The following is a 24,514-nucleotide window of genomic DNA, read 5'->3' as shown; positions in this document are numbered from 1 at the left end:
TATGCCTTTTATGGCAGGCGATGACAGGCATAGGCCTGGGTCTGATACGGGAAGGCGATGGTGTCCCGCCCGCGCAAGTCGGGATGGGTGTCGACCAAGGTGCGCAATTGCGCGGTAACGCTGGCCTTTTCTGCGGCTGGGAGCGCCGCGATAAAGCTCACTGACAGAAAGCGATCCATGACCACTTCCTGAGGGCTGCCGACGTGGCTGTACGAAAAACAGGTGACTTCAGGATCGGAAAAATACTTGCCAGTGAAAGCTTCACGCCAACGCCCGCTATGAAAGCGCGGGGTGTCGCCTTCGTACGGTGTGATTATTTCGGTGATTGCCGCCACCCAGCCCACCGATTCGTCGCGCACATTCCACACCAGCCCCAAGCGCCCTCCGGGCTTGAGTACGCGATGGATCTCCGACAATGCGGCCTCGGTGGAGAACCAATGGAAGGCTTGCGCACAGACCAGTGCATCGGCGCTGGCGGACGCCAGGGGGATGGCTTCGGCAGTGCCGCTCACCAGGCGCACGCCCGGTAGCAGCTTAGCCAGTTGCGCGCCCATCGCCGCCAGCGGCTCGACGGCAATCAGCGCTGGCGCCAGGGTGCTGAGCAAGCGCGTGAATTTGCCGGTGCCGGCACCTAGGTCAATCACTGTCGACTGCGCATCAATGCGCAGGCTTTGAGTGAGCCAGCCAGTGAGTTGCCTGGGGTAATTCGGCCGGCCCTGGGCGTAAGTGACGGCCTGGGTGGAGAAACCTTGTTGAGCAGACACGTGGACGCCAGTCATTGCCAATCTCTCCTCAGGGGTAAAACGGGGGCACAGTGTGCGCCCTCAAACATTTATTTTCTAATCCGTGCATCCAATCCTGCGCAAGCTGGGTAGTCCTTTCAGTCACCCCGCTGTTTTACTGAAATGGAGAAACACCCATGAACGCTAAAGCACTGTTCTGCCTCACCGCCCTGCTGGCTGCCGCACCCGCTGCCTTCGCCCAGACCGGCTTGCCGGACAGCATCAAGGTACCGGACGGCCACAAGGTAGCGCTGGAAACCACCGGTGTCGGCGAAATCACTTACGAGTGCCGCGACAAAGCCAACGCCGCCGGCCAGACCGAGTGGACCTTCGTCGGCCCCAAGGCCGTGTTGAATGACCGCAGCGGCAAGCAAGTCGGCACCTATTTCGGCCCGCCTGCCACCTGGCAAGCCAAGGACGGTTCAAAAATCACCGGCACTCAGTTGGCCGTGGCGCCGTCGGGTGCGGGCAACCTGCCGTACCAATTGGTCAAGGCCAACCCGGCTGAAGGCAAGGGCGCGATGAGCGGTGTGAGTTACATCCAGCGGGTTGCCCTCCAAGGCGGCGTGGCGCCGAGCAGCGCGTGCACGGCGGCCAACAAGGGCAAGCAGGAAGTGGTGAAGTACCAGGCCGACTACATTTTCTGGGCGGCCAACTGAGCAAAGTCGGCTACGCTGCCCCCAATGCCGATCGTTGGGGGGAGCACCACGTGTTTGATTACGAAGCCTGTCTGCAATCCTGTGCCCGTGGCGATCAACGCGCCTTGCGCCAGCTTTATGAGCAGGACAGCAGCCGTTTGCTCGGCGTGGCGTTGCGCATCGCCAGGGACAAGCCCCTTGCTGAAGACATCGTGCATGACGCGTTTATCAAGATCTGGCGCGGTGCCGGCAGTTTCGACCCCAGTCGCGGTTCGGCGCGTGGCTGGGTGTTCAGCGTGACCCGGCACGTGGCGCTCAACGTCGTGCGTAACCAGTACCGCGAAGTACCGTTGGGCGAAGAACACGAGCAAGTCGCTGCAACCGACACCTTTGAATTCAGCGCACGCACCGGGCAGGTTCACCTCTGCCTGGAGCAGCTCGACCCGGCCCGTCGCACCTGCATCCTGCATGCCTACGTCGACGGTTATTCCCACAGCGAAATCGCCCAGAAACTGGACACCCCACTGGGGACCGTCAAAGCCTGGATCAAACGTAGCCTCGCGGCGCTGCGGGAGTGCATGGCATGAGCAAACCACTGGACGAACTGGCCAGCGAATACGTACTGGGCACCCTGCTCGCCGAACAACGCGCCGAGGTGGAACAACGGCTCATGCACGACGCCGAATTACGCGCCGCAGTGGACGCCTGGGAACAGCGTCTGTTGCCGCTGACCGCCTTGGCGGAGCCCGTGCCACCCTCCTCTGAGTTGTGGCGGCGTATCGAACGCAACATCGCCAGCGCCCGCACGCACTGGTGGGACCTGCTGGCCGTGTGGCGCGGCCTGGCCGGCGCCGGGTTGCTGACTACGCTGGTCCTCGCCGGACTGCTGCTGACCCGCCCGCCCGCCGCCGAGCCGACTTTTGTGGTGGTGCTGGTGGCGCCGCAAAGCCAGGCCCCGGGCTGGGTGATCCAGGCCAGTGACAATCAGCAGATTCAGTTGATCCCGCTGCGCATGATGGAAGTGCCAACGGACAAGGCCCTGCAGTTCTGGACCAAGGGTGACGGTTGGCAGGGGCCGGTATCCCTGGGGCTGGTCAAACCCGGGCAAACGCTGTCGGTGCCGCTGGACAAGCTGCCGCCGCTTACGCAGAACCAGCTGTTCGAACTGACCCTGGAAGACCCGCGCGGCTCGCCGACCGGCAAACCCACCGGGCCGATCCAGGCGATTGGCCGCGCGGTCAAGGTGCTCTGATCAGGCGACGCTGGGCAACCACACGCGAAAGCGTGCACCGCCCAGCGGCGAAGCCAATGCCGTCAAGGTGCCGCCCTGGGCTTCCAGGGCGCGTCGGCTGATGGCCAGGCCCAGGCCAAAACCACCGGTGGCGCGGTCACGGCTGCGGTCCAAGCGGTAGAACGGCTCGAAGATGCGTTCGCGCTGGTCCGGCGGGATGCCGATGCCGTCGTCGTCCACCCAGATTTCACAGCCCTTGGGGCAGACCTTCACGCCGACCTGAATGCGTTTGTCGCAGTAACGCGTGGCATTGCGCAGCAGGTTCTGCAGCGCGCGGGCGGTGAGGCGCGGGTCGAGGCTGAAGCGCTCCACGGCGCAGTCGAGCGCTACATCGATGACGATCTCGGGGTTTTCCAGTTCGTCATCGACACTGCCCAGCACGCTGTCGATAAACTCGTCGAGCACCACCTCCACCCGCTCCGGCAATTGCGCCGGGTTTTGCAGGCGGCTGTAGGACAGCAGTTCCAGCACCAGTTCATCCAGCTCGCGGATATGCGCCACCAGGCTTTGCAAGCGTTCGCGGCTGGCCTCGGGCAAGTCTTCGGAGAGCGCCAGGGCCAGGCCGAAGTCCAGGCGCGTGAGCGGCGTGCGCAGTTCATGGGAGACGGCGTTGAGCAGGTCGCGTTGCTGATTGAGCAGGTGTTCGATGTCGTCGGCCATGGTGTCGAACACCGAAGCCAGGCTGCCGATGCTGGAGCTGGCCGGAATGCGCGTGCGTTCCGCCATATTGCCCTGGCCCAATTGCCCGGCGGTGCTTTTCAGGCGTTCCAGGTCGCGCCAGTGCGGGCGCAGCCACACCAATAGGCAGGCCAGCAGCGCCGCAACAATCAACACGTTGATCGCCCAATACAGCACGTTCATGTCCATCGGGTCAGGCGGTATCGTCAGCTTGACCACAAATTGCTCATTGATCGGAGTGCTGATTTGCTCCATCCAGCCCCATTCGCCCAGGCGCACTACCGACTTGCCCTGTTCCAATAGCTGTTCCTCAGCCGGGGTGTAGCTGGCGTCCTGGCGCAGCAGCAATTGAACGTTGAGTGGCGCGAATTCGCGGCCCAGTTGGTCGGTGACCTGTGACCAGCGCTCCACAGGTGCGCGCAGGTATTGTTTGACAATCAGCTTTTGCTGGCCGCGGGTCTGCTCGATGTTGTAATTCACGTAGCGGTGCTCGAACAGCTGGATCACCAGCGTGGGCACCAGGTAAATCGCCGCACTGTAGGTGACGATGGTGATCAGATAGAGGCGAAACAATACGCGAACCATCGATCAGCATTCCCACTCGGAACGGCTGAACAGGTAGCCTTTGCCCCACACCGTCTTGATCTTGCGCGCTTCACCGGCGTTGTCGTCAAACTTGCGGCGCAGCTTGGAAATGGCCACGTCCACCGAACGGTCGGTGCCGTTGAACTCGATACCGCGCAGGCGTTGCAAGATCTGGTCGCGGCTGAGCACCTCGCCGGCATGCCGGGCCAGCACCACCAGCAGGTTGTATTCGCCGCTGGACAACTCCACCGCCTGCTCGCGCCAGGTCACGGTGCGCTCCGACAGGTCGATGCACAGGTTGCCCATGACGACCTGGTCGTTGGCCGCCTGGGGTTCGGACAAGCTGCTGCGCCGCAGTAAAGTGCGGACACGGGCCAGTAGCACGCGCGGTTCACAGGGTTTGGTCACGTAGTCGTCGGCGCCCATTTCCAGGCCCAGCACCTGATCGTGGCTGTCATCCCGCGCCGTGAGCATCAGGATCGGCAAGCCCGCCGAGTCGGCGCGCAGCAAGCGGCATACTTGCAGGCCGTCGAGGCCGGGCAGCATCAGATCGAGGATCACCAGGTCCGGCGGATTCAAGCGTGCGCGCTCACGCACATGGTCGCCACGACTGAGCACGCTGACGTGGTAGCCATTGCGCTCCAGGTAGCTGGCAATCAGCTCGGAGAGTGCGGCGTCGTCTTCCACCAGGAGGATGTTGGGCATGAAGGTGTTTCCAGAAAATACATTTATTGGTCGTACATAAATCCAATGTGGGAGCGGGCTTGCTCGCTCCCACATTGGATCTTCGGCGTATGTAGGGCTGTGCAAGGATATACGCCCAACGCTCACAACGCGCCGCACCTTACATTTCTTCACAGACGCGCTACACAGCTTCACAGCACCACGGCGCGGGTGACTTTAGGATGCGCCAGTCAATATTGGGATAAGAGCATGTCGAAGAATCTGTTTGCGCCGTTTTGCCTGCTGGCCCTCACCCTTGCCCTTAGCGCGTGTGACAACTCCGCCACCGAAGCGCCGCAAATGCCCCTGGCCAAAGTGCGCATCGAAACCCTTGAAGCCAAGCCCCTGTCGATCACCAGCGAACTGAGCGGGCGCATTGCCGCGCCGCGTATCGCTGAAGTGCGCGCACGGGTCGCGGGTGTGGTGACGCAGCGGGTGTTCAAGGAAGGTCGTGACGTGAAACAGGGTGATGTGCTGTTTCGCATTGACCCGGCGCCCTTCAAGGCCGACCTCGACAGCGCCCAGGCCAACCTGAGCAAAGCCGAGGCGAATGCCTTCCAGGCGCGCTTGCAAGAGCAGCGCTACAGCCAGTTAGTGGAAGGCAACGCCATCAGCGGCCAGGACTACGACAATGCTCGCGCCGCCGTGCGCCAGACGAACGCCGACGTCGCCGCCAACAAGGCGGCCGTCGAGCGGGCCAAATTGAACCTGGGCTACGCCACCGTGACCGCGCCAATTTCGGGGCGTATCGGCCGTGCGCTGGTCACCGAGGGTGCCCTGGTCGGCCAGAATGAGGCCACACCGCTGGCGATCATCCAGCAATTGGACCCGATCCACGCCGACCTCACCCAGTCAAACCGCGAGCTGAATGACCTGCGCCGCGCCTTCCGTGCCGGCAGCTTGAAGCAGGTCGGCCAGGACCAGGCCAAGGCCACGTTGATCGAGGACGACGGCAGCCTCTACCCGTTGCCGGGCAAATTGCTGTTTGCCGAGATCAGCGTCGACCCTGGCACCGGCCAGATCATCCTGCGCAGTGAATTCCCCAACCCGGACCTCGACCTGCTGCCCGGCAGCTTTGTGCGGGTGCGCCTGGAGCAAGCCATCGACAAGCAAGGCATCAGCGTGCCGCAACGCGCCATTACCCGTGACAGCGCTGGCATCCCGATGGTGCTGCTGTTGGACGCCGAGCAGACCGTCAGCCAGCAGCCCGTAGAGCTGGGCGCGGTGATCAATGATCGCTGGATTGTCAGCAGTGGCCTCAAGCCCGGTGACCGCATCGTCGTCGAAGGCCTGCAACACGCGCGCCCCGGTGAAAAAGTCGAAGTAGATGACAGCCCGACGCCCCTCGCCCAGGCTCCCGGCCAATAAGGATCATTGACAATGCCGCAGTTTTTTATTGACCGCCCGATCTTCGCCTGGGTGGTCGCTCTGTTTATCCTGCTTGCCGGTTTGCTGGCAATCCCGCAACTGCCGGTGGCGCAGTACCCCAACGTCGCGCCGCCGAAAGTCGAAATCTACGCGGTATACCCCGGCGCTTCGGCCCAGACCCTGGATGAGAGCGTGGTCAGCCTGATCGAGCAAGAGCTCAACGGCGCCGATCACCTGCTGTATTTCGAGTCCCAGAGCAGCTTGGGTTCGGCGACCATCACCGCGACCTTCCAGCCGGGCACCAACCCGGAAATGGCCCAGGTGGATGTGCAGAACCGCCTGAAAGCGGTCGAGCCACGCCTGCCGCAAGCGGTGACCCAGCAAGGCTTGCAGGTGGAGAAAGTCTCGGCCGGCTTCCTGTTGCTGGTGACCCTCACCTCCAGCGACGGCAAGCTCGATGATGTAGCGCTCAGCGATTACCTGGCGCGCAACGTGATGAACGAACTCAAGCGCCTCGACGGTGTGGGCAAGGCCCAGCTGTATGGCGCCGAACGTGCCATGCGGATCTGGATCGACCCGCAGAAGCTGATCGGTTTCAACCTGACCCCGGCCGATGTGAACGCCGCGATCAGCGCGCAAAACGCCCAGGTATCCGCGGGCAGCATCGGTGACTTGCCGGGCACCAACACCCAGGAAATCACTGCCGCGATCCTGGTCAAGGGCCAGCTGTCCACGCCGGCCGAGTTCGCCGATATTGTGCTCAAGGCCAATCCCGACGGTTCCACCGTGCGCATCGGCGATGTGGCGCGGGTGGAAGTCGGCAGCCAGGAATACCAGTTCTCCACGCGCCTGAATGGCAAACCGTCGACAGCGGTCAGCGTGCAGCTGGCACCTGGCGCCAATGCGCTGAACACCGCAACCCTGGTGCGCGCAAAGATGGACGAACTGTCGCGCTACTTCCCGGCCAATGTTGAGTACAAGATCCCGTACGACACCTCGCCGTTCGTCAAAGTCTCGATCACCAAAGTGGTCTACACCCTGCTCGAAGCGATGGCGCTGGTGTTCGCGGTGATGTTTTTGTTCCTGCAGAACGTGCGCTACACCCTGATCCCGACGCTGGTGGTGCCGATTGCGCTGATGGGCACCTTCGCCACCATGTTGTTGCTGGGGTTTTCGATCAACGTGCTGACCATGTTCGGCATGGTGTTGGCCATCGGTATCCTGGTGGACGACGCGATTGTGGTGGTGGAGAACGTCGAGCGGATCATGGCCACTGAGGGGTTGTCACCCAAGGAAGCGACGCGCAAGGCCATGGGCCAGATCACCGGCGCCATCATCGGCATCACCCTGGTGCTGGTGGCGGTGTTCCTGCCGATGGCCTTTATGGCGGGTTCGGTGGGGGTGATCTACCAGCAGTTCTCGTTGTCGATGGCGGTATCGATCCTGTTCTCGGCGTTCCTCGCCCTGACCTTGACCCCGGCCTTGTGCGCCACCTTGCTCAAGCCGATCGCCAAGGATGAGCACACTGCCAAAGGCGGTTTCTTCGGCTGGTTCAACCAGCGTTTTGAAAGCCTCACCGACCGCTACGAAGGCTGGGTAGCCTATGCCCTCAAGCGCAGCGGCCGTTACCTGCTGATTTACCTGGTGCTGCTAGTGGGCCTGGGGTGGATGTTCACGCGCCTGCCCTCCTCGTTCCTGCCGGTGGAAGACCAGGGTTACACGATCACTGACATCCAACTGCCACCGGGCGCGAGCAAGAACCGCACGGTGCAGGTTGCCGAACAGATCGAAGCGCACAACGCCGAGGAGCCTGGGGTGGGCGACACCACCATGATCATGGGCTTCAGTTTCTCCGGTTCCGGGCAGAACGCCGCGCTGGCGTTTACCACGCTCAAGGATTGGTCGGAGCGCGGCAGCGATGACTCTGCCGCGTCGATTGCCGACCGCGCCAACATGGCCTTTAACGAGCTCAAGGACGCGATTGCCTATGCGGTCCTGCCGCCGCCGGTGGATGGCCTCGGCACATCCAGCGGCTTCGAGTTCCGCTTGCAAGACCGGGGCGGTGTCGGCCATGCCGCGTTGATGGCCGCGAGAACGCAATTGCTGGCCGCCGCCGAGAAAAGCCCGATCCTGGCCAACGTGCGCGAAAGCGCCCTGGCCGAAGCACCGCAAGTGCAGCTGGCAGTCGACCGCAAGCAAGCCAACGCACTCGGCGTGGCCTTTGCAGACGTGGGCAACGTGCTGTCCTCGGCCATCGGCTCGGCTTATATCAATGACTTCCCCAACCAGGGCCGCATGCAACGGGTGGTGGTGCAGGCCGAAGGCGACCAGCGCAGCCAGGTGGCGGATCTGATGAAGATCCACGTGCGCAACAACGCCGGCAAGATGGTGCCGCTGTCGGCCTTTGTCGAAGCCAAGTGGACCCAGGGCCCGGCGCAGTTGACGCGCTACAACGGCTACCCGGCCATTGCGATTTCCGGCGAAGCGGCACCGGGCCACAGTACCGGTGAGGCGATGGATGAAATCCAGCGCCTGGTCAGCCAACTGCCGGCCGGCCTGGGCCAGGAATGGACCGGCTTGTCGTTGCAGGAACGCCTGTCCGGCTCCCAGGCACCGATACTGCTGGGTCTGTCGCTGCTGATTGTGTTCCTGTGCCTGGCGGCGCTGTATGAAAGCTGGTCGATCCCGACCTCGGTATTGCTAGTGGTGCCGTTGGGCGTACTCGGTGCCGTGTTGGCGGTGAGCTTGCGCGGCATGCCCAACGATGTGTTCTTCAAGGTCGGCTTGATCACCATCATTGGCCTGTCGGCGAAGAACGCGATTCTGATCATCGAGTTCGCCAAGGACCTGTATGACCAGGGTGAAGACCTGATCAGCGCCACGTTGAAAGCCGCGCGGTTGCGCTTGCGCCCGATCATCATGACGTCGCTGGCGTTCATCCTCGGCGTGGTGCCGCTGGCGATTGCAACAGGTGCCAGCTCGGCCAGTCAGCAGGCGATTGGTACGGGCGTGATCGGCGGGATGATCACCGCGACACTGGCGGTGGTGTTTGTGCCGGTGTTTTTTGTGGTGGTGATGAAGCTGGTGCATAAACGCAGCGACTAGATTTAAGCTTCAAGCGGCAAGTAAGAGCAGACTTGCTTCTAACTTGCCGCTTACAGCTTGAAGCTTGCAGCGGCGCAACCTATGGTGCTCTCAATTCCCCCGATTCGTGAGCGCCATGCCCTTCCTCGCCCGTACCCACCCTCGCCTCTCCGCCGCCGCCGTGTTCGGGCTTGCCGTGGGCATCCTGGCGCCGGCCGATACGTGGCTCAGCAAAATCCTCATCGGCTGGAACGCCGGGGGCTGGACATACCTGGTGCTGATGCTGTGGCTGACCCGCCGTGCCAAGGCCGAGGACGTCAAGCGCATCGCCGAGATCGAAGATGAAAACGCCGGCTCGGCCCTGTTCACCGTGTGCATCGCCGCCATCGCCAGCCTGGCGACCATCACTTTCGAACGGGTCGGCCGCAAGGGCCTCGCCACCTCTGAGCGCCTGCTGCACTGGGCTTCACCGGGCTGACGGTGATCGGCTTTGTGTTCAACACGGCGATCCTGGGTTTTTCGATCAATATCGCCGCCGGGCTGTTTGGGTGACGCTGTACAAACCGTCTAGACGCCCATTGATCGCTGGGCGGTAATAACCACCTACTCCGCCTCGGTGTTTTATGGCCGCGCGCAATTGGATCGAGCTGATAGTGGGCTCGGGGGTCTCGGCCAGTCGCTGGCGACGTTACCCGAGGTTCACGTTGCCATGCATTGGATAAGCGTGCTGATCTGAACGCAAAAAAAGGGGGAGCCGCAGCTTCCCCCGTTTCATTGAGCGATTGTCTTAAAAGTCGTAGCGTACGCCGAAGTTGACACCCCACGGCTGATCGATCTTCTTGCCCTGGCTGGTTTCGATGTCCGCATGCAACTTGACGTTCTCCGATACCGACATCGCCAAACCGGCCGCCAACTCGATGCGCGAGCCCGACAGGTCGTTGTTGAAACTCTGGTCGTTGATGAACACCTTGTTGCTCTGGTCGAACTCATGGGCCACTGCGGTACGCAAGTAAGGCTGCAACACACCGCCGCTTTCCAGCTGGATGTTCTTGCCTGCGGTCACGCCAAGCTTGCCCACCACCGAGCTGGAACGATCGCCCTTGGCTTGCAGGCCGTTGGTCAACTCGTAACTCTGCGCCTGAGTGATGGTTGCCGACAACTGCCCGTAGGGTTCCAGATAGAAGTCGTTGTCCAGCTTGATATGACGGCCCAACTCCGCCGAGGCACCCACGGCATTTTGCGCGTAGTTGCCCTTGGCTTTCTTGCCGTCGCTCATGGTCACGTCGTTTTCCGTGTGCAGGCGGTTGAGCTTGGCCACACCGTCGAAGTACAGCCCGCTTTCGGCGTCCAACCAAGTGGCGTAACCACCTACGTAGTAACTCTTCACTTCGCCGCTGCTGCCGCGGGTCAGGCTGAGGTCGGAGACACTGTGACCGGCCATCACACCCGCGATCCACTGGCCGTCGCCACCCGATAATGGCGCATCGGCACCAATGGTGAAGCCCTTCTGGTTTTGCGTGTAGCCCGCACCGTTCTTGTTCGCCGCCACGTCGAATTTGTTGCCGTAGCTGCGCATCCACATCCCGTTGCCCGCACCCTCACTGAAGCGCAATTCGCCCATGCGCGTACGCAGGATGCTCATCTCGCCATACAGCACGGTTGGCGCACTGTTGAACAGGGCCAGTACCGAGTGGGCACTGGTACTGGTGCCCTTACGGTTCGGGTCGAGAAACCAGTCGGTGCCGTCCTGCTGCAAGCCATAAGCGTAGGCACCCACGTCAACCGTACCGCTCGCCAGGCTGAACTGCGCATCACCGCCTTCGGTGTGGACTACCTTGATCGGCTGGCCGTCAGCCAGGTTCGAGCCGCTGGCGGCCAACATCAGGCTATGATTGCCATTGGCCTTGCCTTCCACGTTGAGGAAGTCGGTCTGATGGGTCAGAAAATCGGTGTTCATGATGAACGTACCGTTGCCTTCCAGGCTTTTCACGTCCAACCGATAGAACTCATCCGGCCCACCGAAATGCACGGCGCCGCCGCCCATTTTCAAGGCGGTGACATTGCTGTCGCCCACCAGCACCCAATGGGAGGCGTCGTTCACACTCAGCTCGGCGACGTTTTTCAACTGGCCGGTCAGCCAGGCGCCGTTGTTGAGCTGCGCTTTAGCGGTGCTACCCTCTTCGACCACGATGTCGCCGAACAACTCGCTGTGGTCGACGTTCATGTTGGCAACGGAATTGCCGGTGACTTCCAGGATATTGCCGTTGCCGCCGGTCAGGGTCGAGCCATTGCGCACCTGAATATCAACTTGACCACCGCCCAGCTCATCCCCCTTGACCAGCAACGCAGCACCGTTTCGGCCCTCGGCATGTGTACCGTCCAGTACAAGGCTGCTTGGGTTATTGATATAGTATTCCTTCTCCAACACCACGCCATTCTGGCCGCCGACAATACGGCTGCCAATGGCGGTAGCGTCCGCGCCCACCAGGTAGACGCCCACACCATCCTCTCGGGTTGCTGTGACATCTGAGTAGGTGAAATTCAATTGACTGTACGCCGACGCAACTGCGCCCGTCGTCGAACCCGTGACGGTGCTGCCGAAAACATTCACGGTCGAGCCGTCAGTCGTCAAGAAATCGCGCCCTGCGACAATAGCCGCCCCGTCGGCATTGGTGACCGTGCTGGTGGTGATATCCGCGTCACTGCCAATCAGTTGCAGGGCAAACGGCGAAGAACTGCGCGCTTCGACCGTCGCGCCATTCAAGGTGATTTTCGATCCATTGATGGCCTCAATGTCCTGGGCCAGGGTGCCTGCATTCAAGGTCATCCGTGCGCCAACGACCTGCGACTGACGCAAGGTCGAACCATTGGAGATCAGATGAGAGTCATTTTCGATAACCCAACTGTCGAGGTATTGACCCGACCCGATCGTGTATTCATGACCATCAATCAAGTGCGTGGTTGCTTGGGCGAGTGAAGCGCCAAACAGCAGGAAACCCATTGCAGGGGCCTGAACCGCGATGGCCAATGGATGTTTTTGGAAACATGCGTTGATAGTCATTCTGCGTGTATACCCGTGAAGAACCTTCCCATAGGGAACGAATTGACCGGCACCAAGCGAGATAGGAGCAGGCCTTGAGGGGCCGCAGACTAGAGAGAAAGGAAGAATGAATATGTAGGATTTATCTGAGATGTAATGCGCAATGACGGAGGGGTATTAATGGGGCTTGAAGAGGAGCACCTCTGCTCCTCTTCAAGCCAAGCATCACTAAGGCCAAAGAGAGCCGTCGCAATAAGTCGGTGTCGAGCCGGAAAGATAAGTCCTTACCAACGCAAGCGTTTCGGCAGAGTCCACAGGCGTGGTTCCCACAATGGGTACCGAATACTTGATGCGTACCGACCCCATATCCGTCATGTAGTCGTAGATTGGCTTGATATACATCGCTCCCGTTTGGATGCGAACTTTGAAACCGAACGCGATCTCGCTGGTCGTTGTTATCGTATGATTGAAAATTCCCGAAGCCGCAGCGATTGGCATGTTACCGGCATCATTGCTGTGTGCCTGCCACGACACTGGGATAATCATACCTAAAGCGAAACTCGAGCTCGGCGGAACATTAACCTCCACATAACCACCGGTCTGAGTTACATTTTTGACTGCGTTACAGGCAATGATCGTGACACCGCCGGCTACAGCCGCCCCCTCTACAGTCGGTGCATCGAAGGAGATTACGTTTGCCGCGACATCAATGCCTTGAGCGGGTGAAACATTTCTATTGCTGGTGCCTGTAGTAACAAGTTCATAATGCAATGGAAGAGGGTTGCCGGCCAGGGAATTGCCATATTTGGCAATGCTCGGCCACGGCACCCTCGTATCAATGACACCGGAAGGCGGAAGGTTCAAGTTGTCGACCGGGATAACGGCAACCCTTTCACCCGAGTAATACAGATGAATGGTGAACGCCCTGGCGGAAGGCAATGGTGCAACAGTCCACAAAGGAATCTTGACGGGCGCGTCCAGTCCCTTGTCACGGCCATCCAGTTGATTCGTCAAGCCTGACCCCGCCCCCGTCAATATCGGACGTAGGAGATTCCTATTAGGCCGAGTAGGTCTGTCTGGGTTCACGGGACCCGCATCGGACAAGTCCAGTTCAACAGTGACTTCGTCGGCCGTAGCGATCCAATAGAACACCCCTCCGCGTTCTGCCGCATAGCTGACGCTCATTGCAATGGGCCCAAAACTGGCGGTGCCATACAAAAACTCGAGTACCGGATAGTCGACAGGGAACTCCCCGGGCAATACGGTCGACCCCACTGGCAGCGGGCCGACTTGGCGAGTGCCATGGGCGGTGGTGAGCCTGATGTATATATTGTCCCGCACACGATCCGTATCATAATTAGGGATGATGATCAGCGCTCCCGACCCCGCTTCAGTATCATCCAGGTCGAGCAGATGGTCGCCTGAGCCCACTAAGTTGACGGCAAACTTGACACCTGGAGATTTCAAAATCGGGGCGGGACGAATCGCGATGCTCACGGGCAGCCCGAGGGAGACGCCACTGACATTACCCTCAATAGTCCGCAGTTGGTAATAAATGTCTTTCGCGCCCTCCCACAGCGCGGCCTGAGCCTCGGTCAATAGCACTACTTCATCGGGGAAGACATTACCGGTTGCAACCACTGACCCATTGGGACCGTCCAACAGCTCCCACTTGTCTCCTATATGCGCACCCTGAGCGTCGTAATCTTGAATCCGAAGTTTTGCCACGCCACCATTGGCATCAAAATACGCTTTAGTCAGAGGACCGGAATGCCCTGCGGGCAACAACAAGGGGAACGGTCTAATACCTGCTGAATCAAAGGGTGCAATTCGATTGACGATGAAGGTTGTTGTCGCGGAGCCAGACTTGTTTATCCCACCACCCGGTATATTCCTCAACACTGCATACTTGTAGGTGTGGGTTCCCTGGGTCAACCGGTTCTGGGGAATTTCCGCTACATAAGGGCCCGCCGCAATGAGTTCTTCCGACCGAAAACGCCCGCTTTGAAAATCCCCAATGTCATCAATATGATCATCTCGCGTAGAAGGATTAGTAACGGAGGACGGAGGAAACCATGTGGGCACATCAAGCAGTAACTTAGAAGCGTCGACCGCTTCCCGTGTCAATAAGCCCGGGTACAGAGTGTTATCAACATAACCTCGAGGCACCGCTGCTGCAAGTGTAATAGGCACAGCAGTAATCGTATTTTTATTTTTTATTTGCGCGAATGGACCCAGTTTCTTTTTCATGTCAATTACTCACCATAGTTGAACACACGAGTATCGATAACTCGCCCCGGTGACGAGGCGAACCTATTTAAAGCGTACGACACGGCGAATGCCTGACTACTTAAAACACCCGCACCACTGCCCTTCAGACCACACCCGATCGCGAGCAAGCGTCAGCACCACATCACGTCGCTACTACTTAAACTTCTTAACGTCCTGTAAGAGCTTTATCAACTTATCAATCAACTCATTGAGTTTGCCCAGTTGTCCGCTAGGCGAGCGCTCCGGTGCCTCAAGCCATTGCACATCTGCGCCATCACAAAAGCCGTGATCACCGGGTTGGCAGGGCTCTTCGGAGTTAGGGAACACTCGGTCTATGCGCACCCGCCCGATGGATGAATGACCAATCAGCACGCCGTTCCGGTAGAGGTAATATTCTGCTGTGGCCGAAGCGAACCTGCGCATCGGCTCGATCTTGGTGTCCCATGGCAAGACCACAATCGACATTCCATTGATCAAGTGCTCAGGCGTGATGGGCTCGCGCCCTTCAAACTCTGTACCTAAGATCGGTTGCTCCCAATTAATGGTTTTGTAGCCCTGCCAAAACGATCTGACTTCGTCATCAACCCGCATGCGTGCGTCGATAGGTACGGTCCAGCGGACGCCATGACAAATGGCAGGGCGCGACTCACATGTCAGATTTCGGGCCCCACCGTGCAGCGAATGGGCAATCACCGGCGCGTCAAGATCAAACAACGGATCGACATGCACATTCACCGGGGTTTCAGGCGCTTGCTGCTCATTCACGCCATTGGTGGTGGTATAGAACACCGGCAATGCGGAGTGATTGCCCTCTGCAACAATATCCGTGCCCGAGATGTCGGGTACAAAACGAACCAGTTGATCGAGCGCATCGCCTGTTTGCACGGTGTAGTACGCGAGCGGCCCTCTGCTCCCATAATAGAGGGCAAGTACTTCACCCGGTTTGGGATCGACGTACAAACGCACCCAGACACTGGCACCCAACACCCGGTCCCGCTGATCCAGCTCGTTGATCAACCCCGACCCATTGCCGATGACCTGAACTTTTGCAAGCGTAGGGTTAAGCTTGGCCGGCGCACCGGCATGGTCTTGGCCCGCGAGGGTCCAGTCTTGCCAGAAAAAGTCGATAGGCGAGAGGAATGGAGTGGGTCTTCCCGGCCGGTGTATCTCATATTGCACAGGTACCTGCTCACGGACCAAGGGGCCGGGTTGGCGCAAAATGCTCCAGGGAATCGTTACAGAAAACGGAAAACCGGTGATTTCTAGCGGTGGCAGTACGCGCTGCCCGTTCCAGACCATCACTACCTTATCGTCCTCCATGAATCCGGGGTATTGAGGTGCGGGTATCTGAGCGGCAATACCTGCACGTGCATCGTCTCTCTTGAGTAATAAGTCAAGGTAGGCAGGGGGTCGAATGACCGGCGCCAGCAGGCCGCTAGGGGACGGGATCAAGCTGACGGGAAAGCTCGTGGAGGCCGTCAAAGGGCTGAAGTTTCCTGACCGATCATAGGCCCGGCCGGTCATGTAAACCGTGCCATTAGGCAGGGCTCGGAAATAGTCTCGATCGACACAGATGATCAAAGGTTCATCGGTAAAATCGAGGGTCTTGATAACCGTATGGATCAATGGGAACGGCGGTGTCACCTTCGACAGATAAATAGAAATCTGGTCACCTTTGGCTCGGGCCACAAAGGCGGGGAGCTCAATCTCTATGCACGGATTGTCAGCGAGCACTTGTTCGGTTATGCCTGTGGCGGCGATGCTTGGGTCAACAAATCTAGGGCCATCGGAAGGAAGCAGAAAGGTCGGCGGGTTTCGATCTACCCTCAATGTCCTGAAGGGGGAATTCACATCGGGACTGCCGGGCTCTTTCACTCGATACAGCAGCTCAATGACAGCGTCGAAATACAGCATGAAATTGCGGGGTACGGACAACGAAAATGGGTCAGGTTCCGCTAAGTAATCGGCTTTATTGAACACACGTGAATCCGCAACCGCCTCGACACCGTTAACACGCCAAATCAACTCCACCGTGTTGTCCCTTAGCAGCGAGGGGCCTGGCACCCATTTCTTGATCCAGCAAACCAAAGGCATCTCGCGATAGGGGATAACGATCAGGCCTTCCGGATCAGATACCGGCACACCGACAATCTCGGCAAAGGGATCCAGCGCCAACACACCGTTGCGCCTCGATAGATTGTTGCCAGGGTTTTCCTTTCCAGACATGGTGTGCGCTCCCTGTAAGAAGCTGATTGGTTGAGCACAATTAAGCGCCCGTTGTCCTTTCCTGACTACTGTCAGAATTAACAGGTTCATCGGCCCATTCGTCGTTTCCCTTCCATCGACGTCCCCAACATTTTTTCTCCATCGCTTGACGCCCCCCTTCACTTGGTGTTTTCTGAAACCGGTTTCAGCTCCTGTCACTCATCCAATAAGAAAGGCCTGACACAGTGACCCCTTTTTCCGCCGCCCAGCGCAGCCGCGTTACCATGCTCGACGTCGCCGAGCGCGCCGGTGTGTCCAAGGCCAGCGTGTCGCGTTTTATCGGCGACGACCGCGCCCTGCTCTCCGATGCCATTGCCCTGCGCATCGAGCAAGCCATCGAACACCTCGGCTACCGCCCCAACCAGATGGCCCGTGGTCTCAAGCGTGGCCGCACGCGCCTGATCGGCATGCTGGTCGCCGATATCCGCAACCCCTATTCCATTGCCGTGATGCACGGCGTCGAAACCGCTTGCCGCCAGCACGGCTACAGCCTGGTGGTGTGCAATACCGACCGCGATGACGAACAGGAGCGCCAGCACCTGGCCGCGCTGCGTTCGTACAACATCGAAGGGCTGATCGTGAACACCCTCGGTCATCACCTCGACCAACTGCTGGAACTGCAACGGGAAATGCCGCTGGTATTGGTGGACCGCAAGGTCGAGCCGCTGCACAGCGACCTCGTCGGGCTGGACAACCCGGCGGCGGTGCGTATGGCGGTGGAACACCTGGAGCAACAGGGTTACCGCAATGTGCTATTGGTGAGCGAAGCCACCGATGGCACCAGTTCGCGGTTGGAGCGCCTGGAGAGTTTCAACGCACACATTGCCAGCCGTCCGGCGTTGACCGGTGCGGTGCTGGAGCTCGATAGCGAGTTGGAAACCCATCTGCAAACCTTTCTGGCCAAACCCGGCGCCAAAGCGTTGTTCTGCGCCAACGGCGTCGCCGCGTTGACCTGTACCCGTGCGCTCAAGCGCCTGGGCTGCAACCTGTTCGAGGATGTTGGCGTGATCGCCCTGGATGATCTGGACTGGTACCCACTGGTGGGCACTGGCATCACCGCCCTCGCCCAGCCGACCGAGGCGATTGGCGCCACGGCGTTCGACTGTTTGCTCAAGCGCCTGCGCGGCGATACCGAGCCGACGCGCACCGTGGATTTTGTTCCCGAGCTGATCATTCGCGGCTCAACCCAGCCTCAACCAGGAACCACCCCGTAGCAACTGTCGAGCCCGAGCGAGGCTGCGTCGGCGGTACATCAGAGACACCGCTGACGCAGCCTCGCCGGGGCTCGACAGCTGCTACGCCACTCTCATTTCAAGATTTGCATACAAAAATGAAACCGGTTTCAGAGGTAAACAACAATGCACAAATACCCCGTCTCTATCAGCCTTTCCAGCTACGGCGCCGACCTGGTGCGCCAACAGGGCCAATCGAGTTTTGTCGAGGTACTGGCGGCCGCAGGCGCCCAGCGCATCGAGTGGCGTGAAGAGCTTTTAACCCACGAACAGCCCGCCGAACTGGCCCATGCGGCTGCGCAGCATCGGCTGGAGTCAGTGTTCTCATCGCCCTTGGAACTCTGGGTCGCCGGCCGCGCGCAACCGAACGCCGAACTCCCCGCCACCCTGGACCGAGCGCAGGCTTTTGGCTCAAGCTGGCTAAAAGTCTCCCTCGGCTACTTCACCGACACTAACGACCTGGAAAGCCTGCACGCCCTGCTCACCCGCCACCCGGTCCAGCTGCTGGTAGAGAACGACCAGACCCTGCACGGCGGCCGAATCGAGCCAATGCAGCGTTTCTTCAGCGAGGTGGAACGCCTCGGCCTGCTGGTGAAAATGACCTTCGATATCGGCAACTGGCAATGGCAGGACCAATCCGCCCTTACCGCCGCACGCCTGCTGGGCCGGCATGTGGATTATCTGCACTGCAAGGCTGTGGCCCGTCGCGCCGATGGCAAGTTGGTCGCCCTGCCGCCTGGCGCCACCGACCTGCATCTGTGGGAACAACTGCTCAAGCACATGATTCCAGGTATTACCCGGGCCGTGGAATTTCCGCTGAAAGGTGATGACTTGATCGAAATCACCGCGCAGCAAGTCGCCGCCCTCACCCTGCTGGGCCAACCTCGTGCGGAGAATGCGCATGTCTGAGATCGATATCCTCTCGTTTGGTGAAACCATGGCGATGTTTGTCGCCGAGCAAACCGGCGACCTGGCACACGTGGCCCAATTCCATAAACGCATCGCGGGCGCCGACAGCAACGTCGCCATTGGCCTGTCGCGCCTGGGCTTCAACGTGGCCTGGCTGAGCCGTGTGGGCAATGATTCCCTCGGGCGTTTTGTGGTCGACACCCTGAAGAAAGAAGGCCTCGATTGCCAGCATGTGGCGGTCGACACGTTGCACCCCACGGGTTTTCAGCTCAAGTCGCGCGAAGAAGCCGGCGATGATCCGCAGGTGGAGTACTTCCGCAAGGGTTCAGCGGCCAGCCATCTGTCCATCGCGGCCATCAGTCCTGCCTTGCTGCAAGCCCGCCATCTGCATACCACCGGTATTGCGCCGGCGTTGTCTGAGGCGACGCGCGAGCTGTCCATCGAGTTGATGACACAAATGCGCAAGGCCGGGCGCAGCGTGTCGTTCGACCCCAACCTGCGCCCTTCGCTGTGGCCCAACCAACACACGATGATCCGCGAAATAAACGCCCTTGCGGGTCTTGCTGACTGGGTACTGCCGGGGTTGAGTGAAGGCCGCTTGCTCACCGGTTTCGATGACCCGGCCGACATCGCCGCGTTCTACCTCGACCAGGGCGCCGAAGCCGTGGCAATCAAGCTCGGCCCGGACGGCGCCTACTACCGTACCCAGATGGACCAAGGCTTTGTCGCCGCCGTGCGGGTGGAAAAGGTCGTGGACACGGTCGGCGCCGGTGACGGTTTTGCCGTGGGCATGATCAGCGCCCTGCTGGAAAACCTCAGCTTCCCCGAGGCGGTTCGGCGCGGTAACTGGATAGGCAGCCGCGCCGTGCAGAGCCGTGGCGACATGGAGGGTTTGCCCACCCGTTCAGAGTTACCCACCCGATCCGTCGCGTAACCCAATACCTGTTGCCACAACTACAACAAGCTCAGGAGCAACTCCATGGAAACCGTGAAACTCGCCACCCGCCGTTGGTGGTACATCATGCCTATCGTGTTTATCACCTACAGCCTGGCGTACCTGGACCGCGCCAATTATGGCTTCGCCGCCGCCTCCGGCATGGCCGAAGACCTGATGATCACCCCGGGCATGTCGTCGTTGCTGGGTGCGCTGTTTTTCCTCGGCTACTTTTTCTTCCAGGTGCCGGGCGCGATCTACGCGCAAAAACGCAGCGTTAAAAAACTGATTTTCGTCAGCCTGATTCTGTGGGGAGGCCTGGCTACACTGACCGGCGTGGTGTCCAACGCCTACATGCTGATCGTGATCCGTTTCATGCTGGGCGTGGTGGAAGCGGCGGTGATGCCGGCCATGCTGGTGTACCTCTGCCACTGGTTCACGCGTGCCGAACGTTCCCGCGCCAACACCTTCCTGATCCTGGGCAACCCGGTGACCATGCTGTGGATGTCGGTGGTATCGGGTTACCTGGTACAGCATTTCAGCTGGCGCTGGATGTTTATCATCGAGGGTCTGCCGGCGGTGCTATGGGCGTTTATCTGGTGGAAGCTGGCCGATGAGCGTCCAAAGAATGCCAAGTGGCTCAGCGATACTGAGAAACAGGACCTGGAAACCGCGCTGGCCGCTGAACAGGTTGGCATCAAGGCGGTGAAGAACTACGCCGAAGCCTTTCGCTCGCCCAAGGTGATCATCCTCGCGCTGCAATTTTTCTGCTGGAGCATCGGCGTGTACGGTTTTGTGCTGTGGCTGCCGTCGATCCTCAAGGCCGGCTTGCAGATGGACATGGTCGAGGCCGGCTGGCTGTCGGCGCTGCCGTATCTGGCGGCGGTGATCGGCATGCTCGTAGTCTCGTGGGGGTCGGACAAACTGCAAAAACGTAAGCGTTTTGTGTGGCCGCCGCTGCTGATTGCTTCCATCGCTTTCTACGCATCCTACGCACTGGGCGCCGAACACTTCTGGTGGTCGTACACCTTGCTGGTGATTGCCGGCGCCTGCATGTATGCGCCCTACGGTCCTTTTTTCGCCATCGTCCCGGAGATCCTGCCGGCCAACGTCGCCGGGGGCGCCATGGCACTGATCAACAGCATGGGCGCCCTCGGTTCGTTCGGTGGTTCGTACCTGGTGGGTTACCTCAATAGCAGCACCGGTTCACCCGGCGCCTCGTACCTGCTGATGAGCGGCGCGCTCATGTTTGCGGTGGTGCTGACGATTTTACTCAAGCCCGGCGCCAGCGACCGCTCGCCGGCGCCAACCCTGGAGTTGAAGGTAAAGACCTCATGAAAATGTCTGTCGTGTTGTACAAGAAACTGTCCGCGCCGCTGATGGCGCGCCTGCATGAAAAGGCCGACGTCACGCTGATCGAAGCGCTGGATGACGCTGGCCTGGCCAAGCTGCGTGACGCCCTGCCCGGCGCCCATGGCCTGCTGGGAGCCAGCCTGCGCCTGGATGCAAAACTGCTCGATCTGGCGCCGCAGTTGAAAGCGATCGCCAGTGTGTCGGTGGGTGTCGACAACTACGATATCGATTACCTGACGAGGCGCGGCATTCTGCTCAGCAACACCCCGGACGTGCTCACCGAAACCACCGCCGACACGGGTTTTGCACTGATCCTCGCGACGGCCCGGCGTGTGGTCGAACTGGCCGATATGGTGCGCGCCGGCCAGTGGAACAAAAACATTGGCCCGGCGCATTTCGGCAGCGACGTGCATGGCAAGACCCTGGGCATCATCGGCATGGGCCGCATCGGCGAAGCGTTGGCCCAGCGTGGGCATTTTGGTTTTGGCATGCCGGTGATCTACCACAGCCACTCGCCCAAGCCGGCGGTGGACGCACGCTTCGGCGCGCAGTACCGCAGCTTGAACGACTTGCTGCAACAGGCCGACTTTGTCTGCCTGACCTTACCGCTCACCGCTGAAACCGAGAAATTGATTGGCGCCGAGGCGTTTGCACTGATGGGCGCGGAGACGATCTTTATCAATATCTCGCGGGGCAAAGTGGTGGATGAGGCGGCGCTGATCGACGCGTTGCAACAGCGCACGATTCGGGCGGCAGGGTTGGATGTGTTCGAGCACGAGCCGCTGAATCACGATTCGCCGTTATTGCGCTTGAACAATGTGGTGGCCACGCCGCATATCGGCTCAGCGACCCATGAGACACGGGAGGCGATGGCCACGTGTGCGGTGGATAATCTGTTGCAGGCGCTGGCAGGGGAAAAGCCCAAGAACCTGGTGAATGCCACTGCCTGGCAGCAGTAACCCCTGGCACACAAAAACCAATGTGGAAGCGGCGGTGCGAGCAAGTCGAATCGTCGCACCGCCGCTCCCACAGTTTTGACCGTATTCCAAATCAGATAACGAATCTGGCCACCATCCCATTCAAATCCACCGCTAGGCGCGACAGCTCATGGCTGGCCGCGCGGGTCTGGTTGGCACCCGCTGCAGACTGAGTCGCCAGGGCTTCGATCATCACGGCGGTATTTTGCACGTCCTGGGCCATGGTCTGGATCGCACCGACGATATCCATCAACCGGTCGCGGCCTGGTTGGACTGCCCGGACGCTTCGGAAGGCAGCGGCGTGACGATGCTTCGGGTGAGCGGCGAGCCGCACGGTGAGCAATGCGCAAGCGACCGAAACGGCAATAACGCCGGTAATCGCACCTTCGTAACTCTATAAATATTTTTTTACACTTCTGACGACTGTCAGTTTCTGGCATCCTGCGCCTCCATTTTCTGACCCGAGCCCGCATTTTGTCTGACGCTCAAGCCCCCCGCCCGCGCTATAAATCCGACCTGATCTACGGCTTGGATGATCGCCCACACTTCACCGCGGCGATTTTTGCCGCGTTGCAGCATGTGCTGGCCAGCTTTGTCGGCATCATTACGCCCACGTTGATCGTCGGTGGCGTGCTGGGCCTGGAAAGCGAAGTGCCCTACTTGGTGAGCATGGCGCTGTTTGTGTCGGGGCTCGGCACCTTTGTGCAGGCACGCAAATTCGGCCCGATTGGCTCGGGTTTATTGTGCCTGCAGGGCACCAGTTTTTCCTTTATCAGTGTGATTCTCAGCGCGGGTTTTATGGTCAAGGCCCGGGGCGGCGGTACGGATGAGATCCTCTCGACGATCTTCGGCATCTGCTTTTTCGCGGCATTTATCGAAGTGGTGCTGAGCCAGTTCATCGGCAAGCTGCGCAAGCTGATCACCCCGGTGGTCACCGGCACCATCATTACCTTGATGGGGTTGTCACTGATCAAAGTCGCGGTGACCGACATGGCCGGCGGCTTTGGCGCCAGCGACCTCGGCGCCGCCAGCAATATGGGCCTCGCAGCGCTGGTACTGCTGACCATCGTGGTGCTCAACCGTTTTAACAACCCGTTCCTGCGCCTGGGGTCCATCGTGATCGGCCTGACCCTGGGCTTCGTGGTGGCCTGGCTGATGGGCCGTGTGGACCTGGCGGCACTGCCACAGGTGCCGTTGATCAGCGTGCCGGTACCCTTCAAGTACGGGTTCTCGTTCGACTGGGTGGCGTTTATCCCGGTCGCGGTGATCTTCCTGATTTCGCCCCTGGAAGCGGCGGGCGACCTGACCGCCAATTCGATGATTTCCCAACAACCGGTCAAGGGCCCGTTGTATATCAAGCGCATCAAGTCTGGCCTGTTGGCCGATGGCCTCAACTCGGCGATGGCGGCCACCTTCAACAGCCTGCCGATGGTGACCTTCGCCCAGAACAACGGCGTGATCCAGCTCACGGGCGTGGCGAGCCGCTACGTGGCGTACTTTATCGCCGGCCTGCTGGTGCTGCTGGGGCTGTTCCCGATGATCGGCGCGGTGCTGCAATTGATGCCCAAGCCGGTATTGGGCGGCGCGACCCTGATCATGTTCGGCACCGTGGCGGTGGCGGGTATCAAGATCCTTGCCGAAGCCGGGTTGCACCGACGCAATGTGTTGATCGTGGCGATCTCGCTGGGCATGGGCCTGGGCGTTGCCGCCGTGCCGGAAGTGCTGCGCGAGCTGCCCAAGGCGCTGCACAATATCTTCGAATCGCCGATCACCGTGGGCGCATTCTGTGCAATCCTGCTGAACATTTTCCTGCCGGAAGAGTTCATAGAGCTGGAAGAAGATGAATTTGATCCGGAGTCCTCTACCCTCAAGGTGATGCAGGACCCGGACGTCACGAAATAGGAGCACTGTTATATGCGCAAGCTCATGGTTCTATCGCTACTGCTGCTGACCCTGAGCGCGTGCGCGCTGTTCCCCAATCGCGACCCGGTGAACATCAACGTGGTGGGCATCGAACCGCTGCAAAGCCAGGATCTGGAAGTACGCTTTGCCGTGAAGCTGCGGGTGCAAAACCCCAATGAAACGGCGATTGACTACAACGGCGTGGCCCTGGATCTGGAGGTCAATGGCCGGCCGTTGGCATCTGGGGTGAGTGATCAGAGCGGGTCTATCCCTCGTTTTTCCGAGACGGTACTGATGGTGCCGGTGAGTGTTTCAGCGTTTTCCGTGTTGCGCCAGACCTTGGGCCTGAGCCAGACCCAAAGCTTGAACAACCTGCCCTACGTGCTGCGGGGCAAACTGGCGGGTGGCTTGTTCGGTACGATGCGCTTTGTCGACCGTGGCACGCTGGACCTGCCGAATACGGTGACCTGGTAAACGCCATG

General features: G+C 60.0%; 18 protein-coding genes and 2 pseudogenes. 13 read left to right on the top strand and 7 right to left on the bottom strand.

Annotated elements, in window-relative coordinates; all coding sequences use genetic code 11:
* Nucleotides 1–8 precede the first annotated feature (8 nt).
* Nucleotides 9–779 carry a class I SAM-dependent methyltransferase gene (locus AACY52_RS15065; protein ID WP_339418422.1) on the bottom strand — a complete coding sequence of 257 codons (771 nt, stop codon included), beginning with the start codon at nt 777–779 and terminating at the stop codon, nt 9–11.
* Nucleotides 780–919: 140 nt separating this feature from the next.
* Here AACY52_RS15065 and AACY52_RS15060 point away from each other — a divergent pair, with 140 nt between their 5' ends.
* The 3 genes from AACY52_RS15060 to AACY52_RS15050 are packed head-to-tail and all read left to right on the top strand — an operon-like array spanning nt 920 to nt 2,672.
* Nucleotides 920–1,441, top strand: coding sequence for a DUF3455 domain-containing protein (locus tag AACY52_RS15060; protein ID WP_339418420.1), 522 nt, complete (start codon nt 920–922; stop codon nt 1,439–1,441).
* A 50-nt stretch (nt 1,442–1,491) separates the two neighbouring features.
* Nucleotides 1,492–2,007, top strand: coding sequence for a sigma-70 family RNA polymerase sigma factor (locus AACY52_RS15055; RefSeq protein ID WP_339418418.1), 516 nt, complete (start codon nt 1,492–1,494; stop codon nt 2,005–2,007).
* Nucleotides 2,004–2,672, top strand: coding sequence for an anti-sigma factor domain-containing protein (locus AACY52_RS15050; RefSeq protein WP_339560586.1), 669 nt, complete (start codon nt 2,004–2,006; stop codon nt 2,670–2,672). Before AACY52_RS15055 ends, AACY52_RS15050 begins: the two co-directional genes overlap by 4 nt.
* Here the strand turns inward: AACY52_RS15050 and AACY52_RS15045 are convergent, their stop codons facing one another.
* Complete coding sequence (locus AACY52_RS15045) at nt 2,673–3,974, bottom strand: ATP-binding protein (RefSeq protein ID WP_339418416.1); 1,302 nt, start codon at nt 3,972–3,974, stop codon at nt 2,673–2,675.
* Nucleotides 3,975–3,977: 3 nt separating this feature from the next.
* Nucleotides 3,978–4,679: a response regulator transcription factor gene (locus AACY52_RS15040; RefSeq protein ID WP_339418415.1), complete on the bottom strand. Its 702-nt coding sequence runs from the start codon at nt 4,677–4,679 to the stop codon at nt 3,978–3,980.
* A gap of 228 nt (nt 4,680–4,907) precedes the next feature.
* On the opposite strand from AACY52_RS15040, the gene AACY52_RS15035 reads away from it, so the two are divergent.
* The 3 genes and pseudogenes from AACY52_RS15035 to AACY52_RS15025 all read left to right on the top strand — a co-directional run bounded on the left by AACY52_RS15035 (nt 4,908) and on the right by AACY52_RS15025 (nt 9,701).
* On the top strand, nt 4,908–6,065 hold the full coding sequence (locus AACY52_RS15035; RefSeq protein ID WP_339436716.1) for an efflux RND transporter periplasmic adaptor subunit: 1,158 nt from the start codon (nt 4,908–4,910) through the stop codon (nt 6,063–6,065).
* A 12-nt stretch (nt 6,066–6,077) separates the two neighbouring features.
* A complete protein-coding gene (locus tag AACY52_RS15030; RefSeq protein ID WP_339560585.1) occupies nt 6,078–9,170 on the top strand; it encodes an efflux RND transporter permease subunit in 3,093 nt (1,030 codons plus the stop codon).
* 115 nt (nt 9,171–9,285) lie between these two features.
* Nucleotides 9,286–9,701 (top strand): annotated as a pseudogene (locus AACY52_RS15025) (DUF1345 domain-containing protein).
* A gap of 235 nt (nt 9,702–9,936) precedes the next feature.
* Here the strand turns inward: AACY52_RS15025 and AACY52_RS15020 are convergent.
* The 3 genes from AACY52_RS15020 to AACY52_RS15010 all read right to left on the bottom strand — a co-directional run bounded on the left by AACY52_RS15020 (nt 9,937) and on the right by AACY52_RS15010 (nt 16,686).
* Nucleotides 9,937–12,210 carry an autotransporter outer membrane beta-barrel domain-containing protein gene (locus AACY52_RS15020; protein ID WP_339560584.1) on the bottom strand — a complete coding sequence of 758 codons (2,274 nt, stop codon included), beginning with the start codon at nt 12,208–12,210 and terminating at the stop codon, nt 9,937–9,939.
* 207 nt (nt 12,211–12,417) lie between these two features.
* The gene (locus AACY52_RS15015) at nt 12,418–14,439 is read right to left on the bottom strand and encodes a hypothetical protein (protein ID WP_339418411.1); all 2,022 of its coding nucleotides are present in this window, start codon (nt 14,437–14,439) and stop codon (nt 12,418–12,420) included.
* Between the two features lie 174 nt (nt 14,440–14,613).
* Nucleotides 14,614–16,686 carry a hypothetical protein gene (locus AACY52_RS15010; protein WP_339560583.1) on the bottom strand — a complete coding sequence of 691 codons (2,073 nt, stop codon included), beginning with the start codon at nt 16,684–16,686 and terminating at the stop codon, nt 14,614–14,616.
* Between the two features lie 224 nt (nt 16,687–16,910).
* Here AACY52_RS15010 and AACY52_RS15005 point away from each other — a divergent pair, with 224 nt between their 5' ends.
* From AACY52_RS15005 to AACY52_RS14985, 5 genes are all read left to right on the top strand, one after another.
* The gene (locus tag AACY52_RS15005) at nt 16,911–17,939 is read left to right on the top strand and encodes a LacI family DNA-binding transcriptional regulator (protein ID WP_339436720.1); all 1,029 of its coding nucleotides are present in this window, start codon (nt 16,911–16,913) and stop codon (nt 17,937–17,939) included.
* A 144-nt stretch (nt 17,940–18,083) separates the two neighbouring features.
* On the top strand, nt 18,084–18,866 hold the full coding sequence (locus AACY52_RS15000; RefSeq protein ID WP_339560582.1) for an AP endonuclease: 783 nt from the start codon (nt 18,084–18,086) through the stop codon (nt 18,864–18,866).
* Nucleotides 18,859–19,800, top strand: coding sequence for a sugar kinase (locus AACY52_RS14995; RefSeq protein WP_339418405.1), 942 nt, complete (start codon nt 18,859–18,861; stop codon nt 19,798–19,800). The genes AACY52_RS15000 and AACY52_RS14995 overlap by 8 nt, the downstream gene beginning before the upstream one ends.
* Before the next feature lie 45 nt (nt 19,801–19,845).
* A complete protein-coding gene (locus AACY52_RS14990; RefSeq protein WP_339560581.1) occupies nt 19,846–21,138 on the top strand; it encodes an MFS transporter in 1,293 nt (430 codons plus the stop codon).
* On the top strand, nt 21,135–22,112 hold the full coding sequence (locus tag AACY52_RS14985) for a D-glycerate dehydrogenase (protein ID WP_339418402.1): 978 nt from the start codon (nt 21,135–21,137) through the stop codon (nt 22,110–22,112). Before AACY52_RS14990 ends, AACY52_RS14985 begins: the two co-directional genes overlap by 4 nt.
* Before the next feature lie 91 nt (nt 22,113–22,203).
* Here the strand turns inward: AACY52_RS14985 and AACY52_RS14980 are convergent.
* Nucleotides 22,204–22,389, bottom strand: a pseudogene (locus AACY52_RS14980) (methyl-accepting chemotaxis protein); the annotation flags it as partial.
* A 215-nt stretch (nt 22,390–22,604) separates the two neighbouring features.
* Between AACY52_RS14980 and AACY52_RS14975 the strand changes: the two are divergent.
* Both AACY52_RS14975 and AACY52_RS14970 read left to right on the top strand, forming a co-directional pair.
* On the top strand, nt 22,605–24,032 hold the full coding sequence (locus AACY52_RS14975; protein ID WP_339418401.1) for a nucleobase:cation symporter-2 family protein: 1,428 nt from the start codon (nt 22,605–22,607) through the stop codon (nt 24,030–24,032).
* Between the two features lie 12 nt (nt 24,033–24,044).
* A complete protein-coding gene (locus tag AACY52_RS14970; protein ID WP_025857294.1) occupies nt 24,045–24,506 on the top strand; it encodes an LEA type 2 family protein in 462 nt (153 codons plus the stop codon).
* Nucleotides 24,507–24,514: the final 8 nt, after the last annotated feature.

Origin of the sequence: Pseudomonas sp. EA_65y_Pfl1_P113 (genome assembly GCF_963970525.1) — a bacterium.
Taxonomy (GTDB): Bacteria; Pseudomonadota; Gammaproteobacteria; order Pseudomonadales; family Pseudomonadaceae; genus Aquipseudomonas; species Aquipseudomonas tritici.
The sequence above is the reverse complement of the archived record's forward strand: the minus strand, read 5'-3'. Positions and strand labels throughout refer to the sequence as shown.

Coding starts and splice junctions, on each gene's coding strand:
- AACY52_RS15015 (WP_339418411.1), bottom strand. CDS start 14,439: ATGAAAAAGAAACTGGGTCCATTCGCGCAAATAAAAAATAAAAATACG.
- AACY52_RS15030 (WP_339560585.1), top strand. CDS start 6,078: ATGCCGCAGTTTTTTATTGACCGCCCGATCTTCGCCTGGGTGGTCGCT.
- AACY52_RS14970 (WP_025857294.1), top strand. CDS start 24,045: ATGCGCAAGCTCATGGTTCTATCGCTACTGCTGCTGACCCTGAGCGCG.
- AACY52_RS15035 (WP_339436716.1), top strand. CDS start 4,908: ATGTCGAAGAATCTGTTTGCGCCGTTTTGCCTGCTGGCCCTCACCCTT.
- AACY52_RS15020 (WP_339560584.1), bottom strand. CDS start 12,210: ATGACTATCAACGCATGTTTCCAAAAACATCCATTGGCCATCGCGGTT.
- AACY52_RS15050 (WP_339560586.1), top strand. CDS start 2,004: ATGAGCAAACCACTGGACGAACTGGCCAGCGAATACGTACTGGGCACC.
- AACY52_RS15040 (WP_339418415.1), bottom strand. CDS start 4,679: ATGCCCAACATCCTCCTGGTGGAAGACGACGCCGCACTCTCCGAGCTG.
- AACY52_RS14985 (WP_339418402.1), top strand. CDS start 21,135: ATGAAAATGTCTGTCGTGTTGTACAAGAAACTGTCCGCGCCGCTGATG.
- AACY52_RS15045 (WP_339418416.1), bottom strand. CDS start 3,974: ATGGTTCGCGTATTGTTTCGCCTCTATCTGATCACCATCGTCACCTAC.
- AACY52_RS14990 (WP_339560581.1), top strand. CDS start 19,846: ATGGAAACCGTGAAACTCGCCACCCGCCGTTGGTGGTACATCATGCCT.
- AACY52_RS15010 (WP_339560583.1), bottom strand. CDS start 16,686: ATGTCTGGAAAGGAAAACCCTGGCAACAATCTATCGAGGCGCAACGGT.
- AACY52_RS15000 (WP_339560582.1), top strand. CDS start 18,084: ATGCACAAATACCCCGTCTCTATCAGCCTTTCCAGCTACGGCGCCGAC.
- AACY52_RS15065 (WP_339418422.1), bottom strand. CDS start 779: ATGACTGGCGTCCACGTGTCTGCTCAACAAGGTTTCTCCACCCAGGCC.
- AACY52_RS15060 (WP_339418420.1), top strand. CDS start 920: ATGAACGCTAAAGCACTGTTCTGCCTCACCGCCCTGCTGGCTGCCGCA.
- AACY52_RS14995 (WP_339418405.1), top strand. CDS start 18,859: ATGTCTGAGATCGATATCCTCTCGTTTGGTGAAACCATGGCGATGTTT.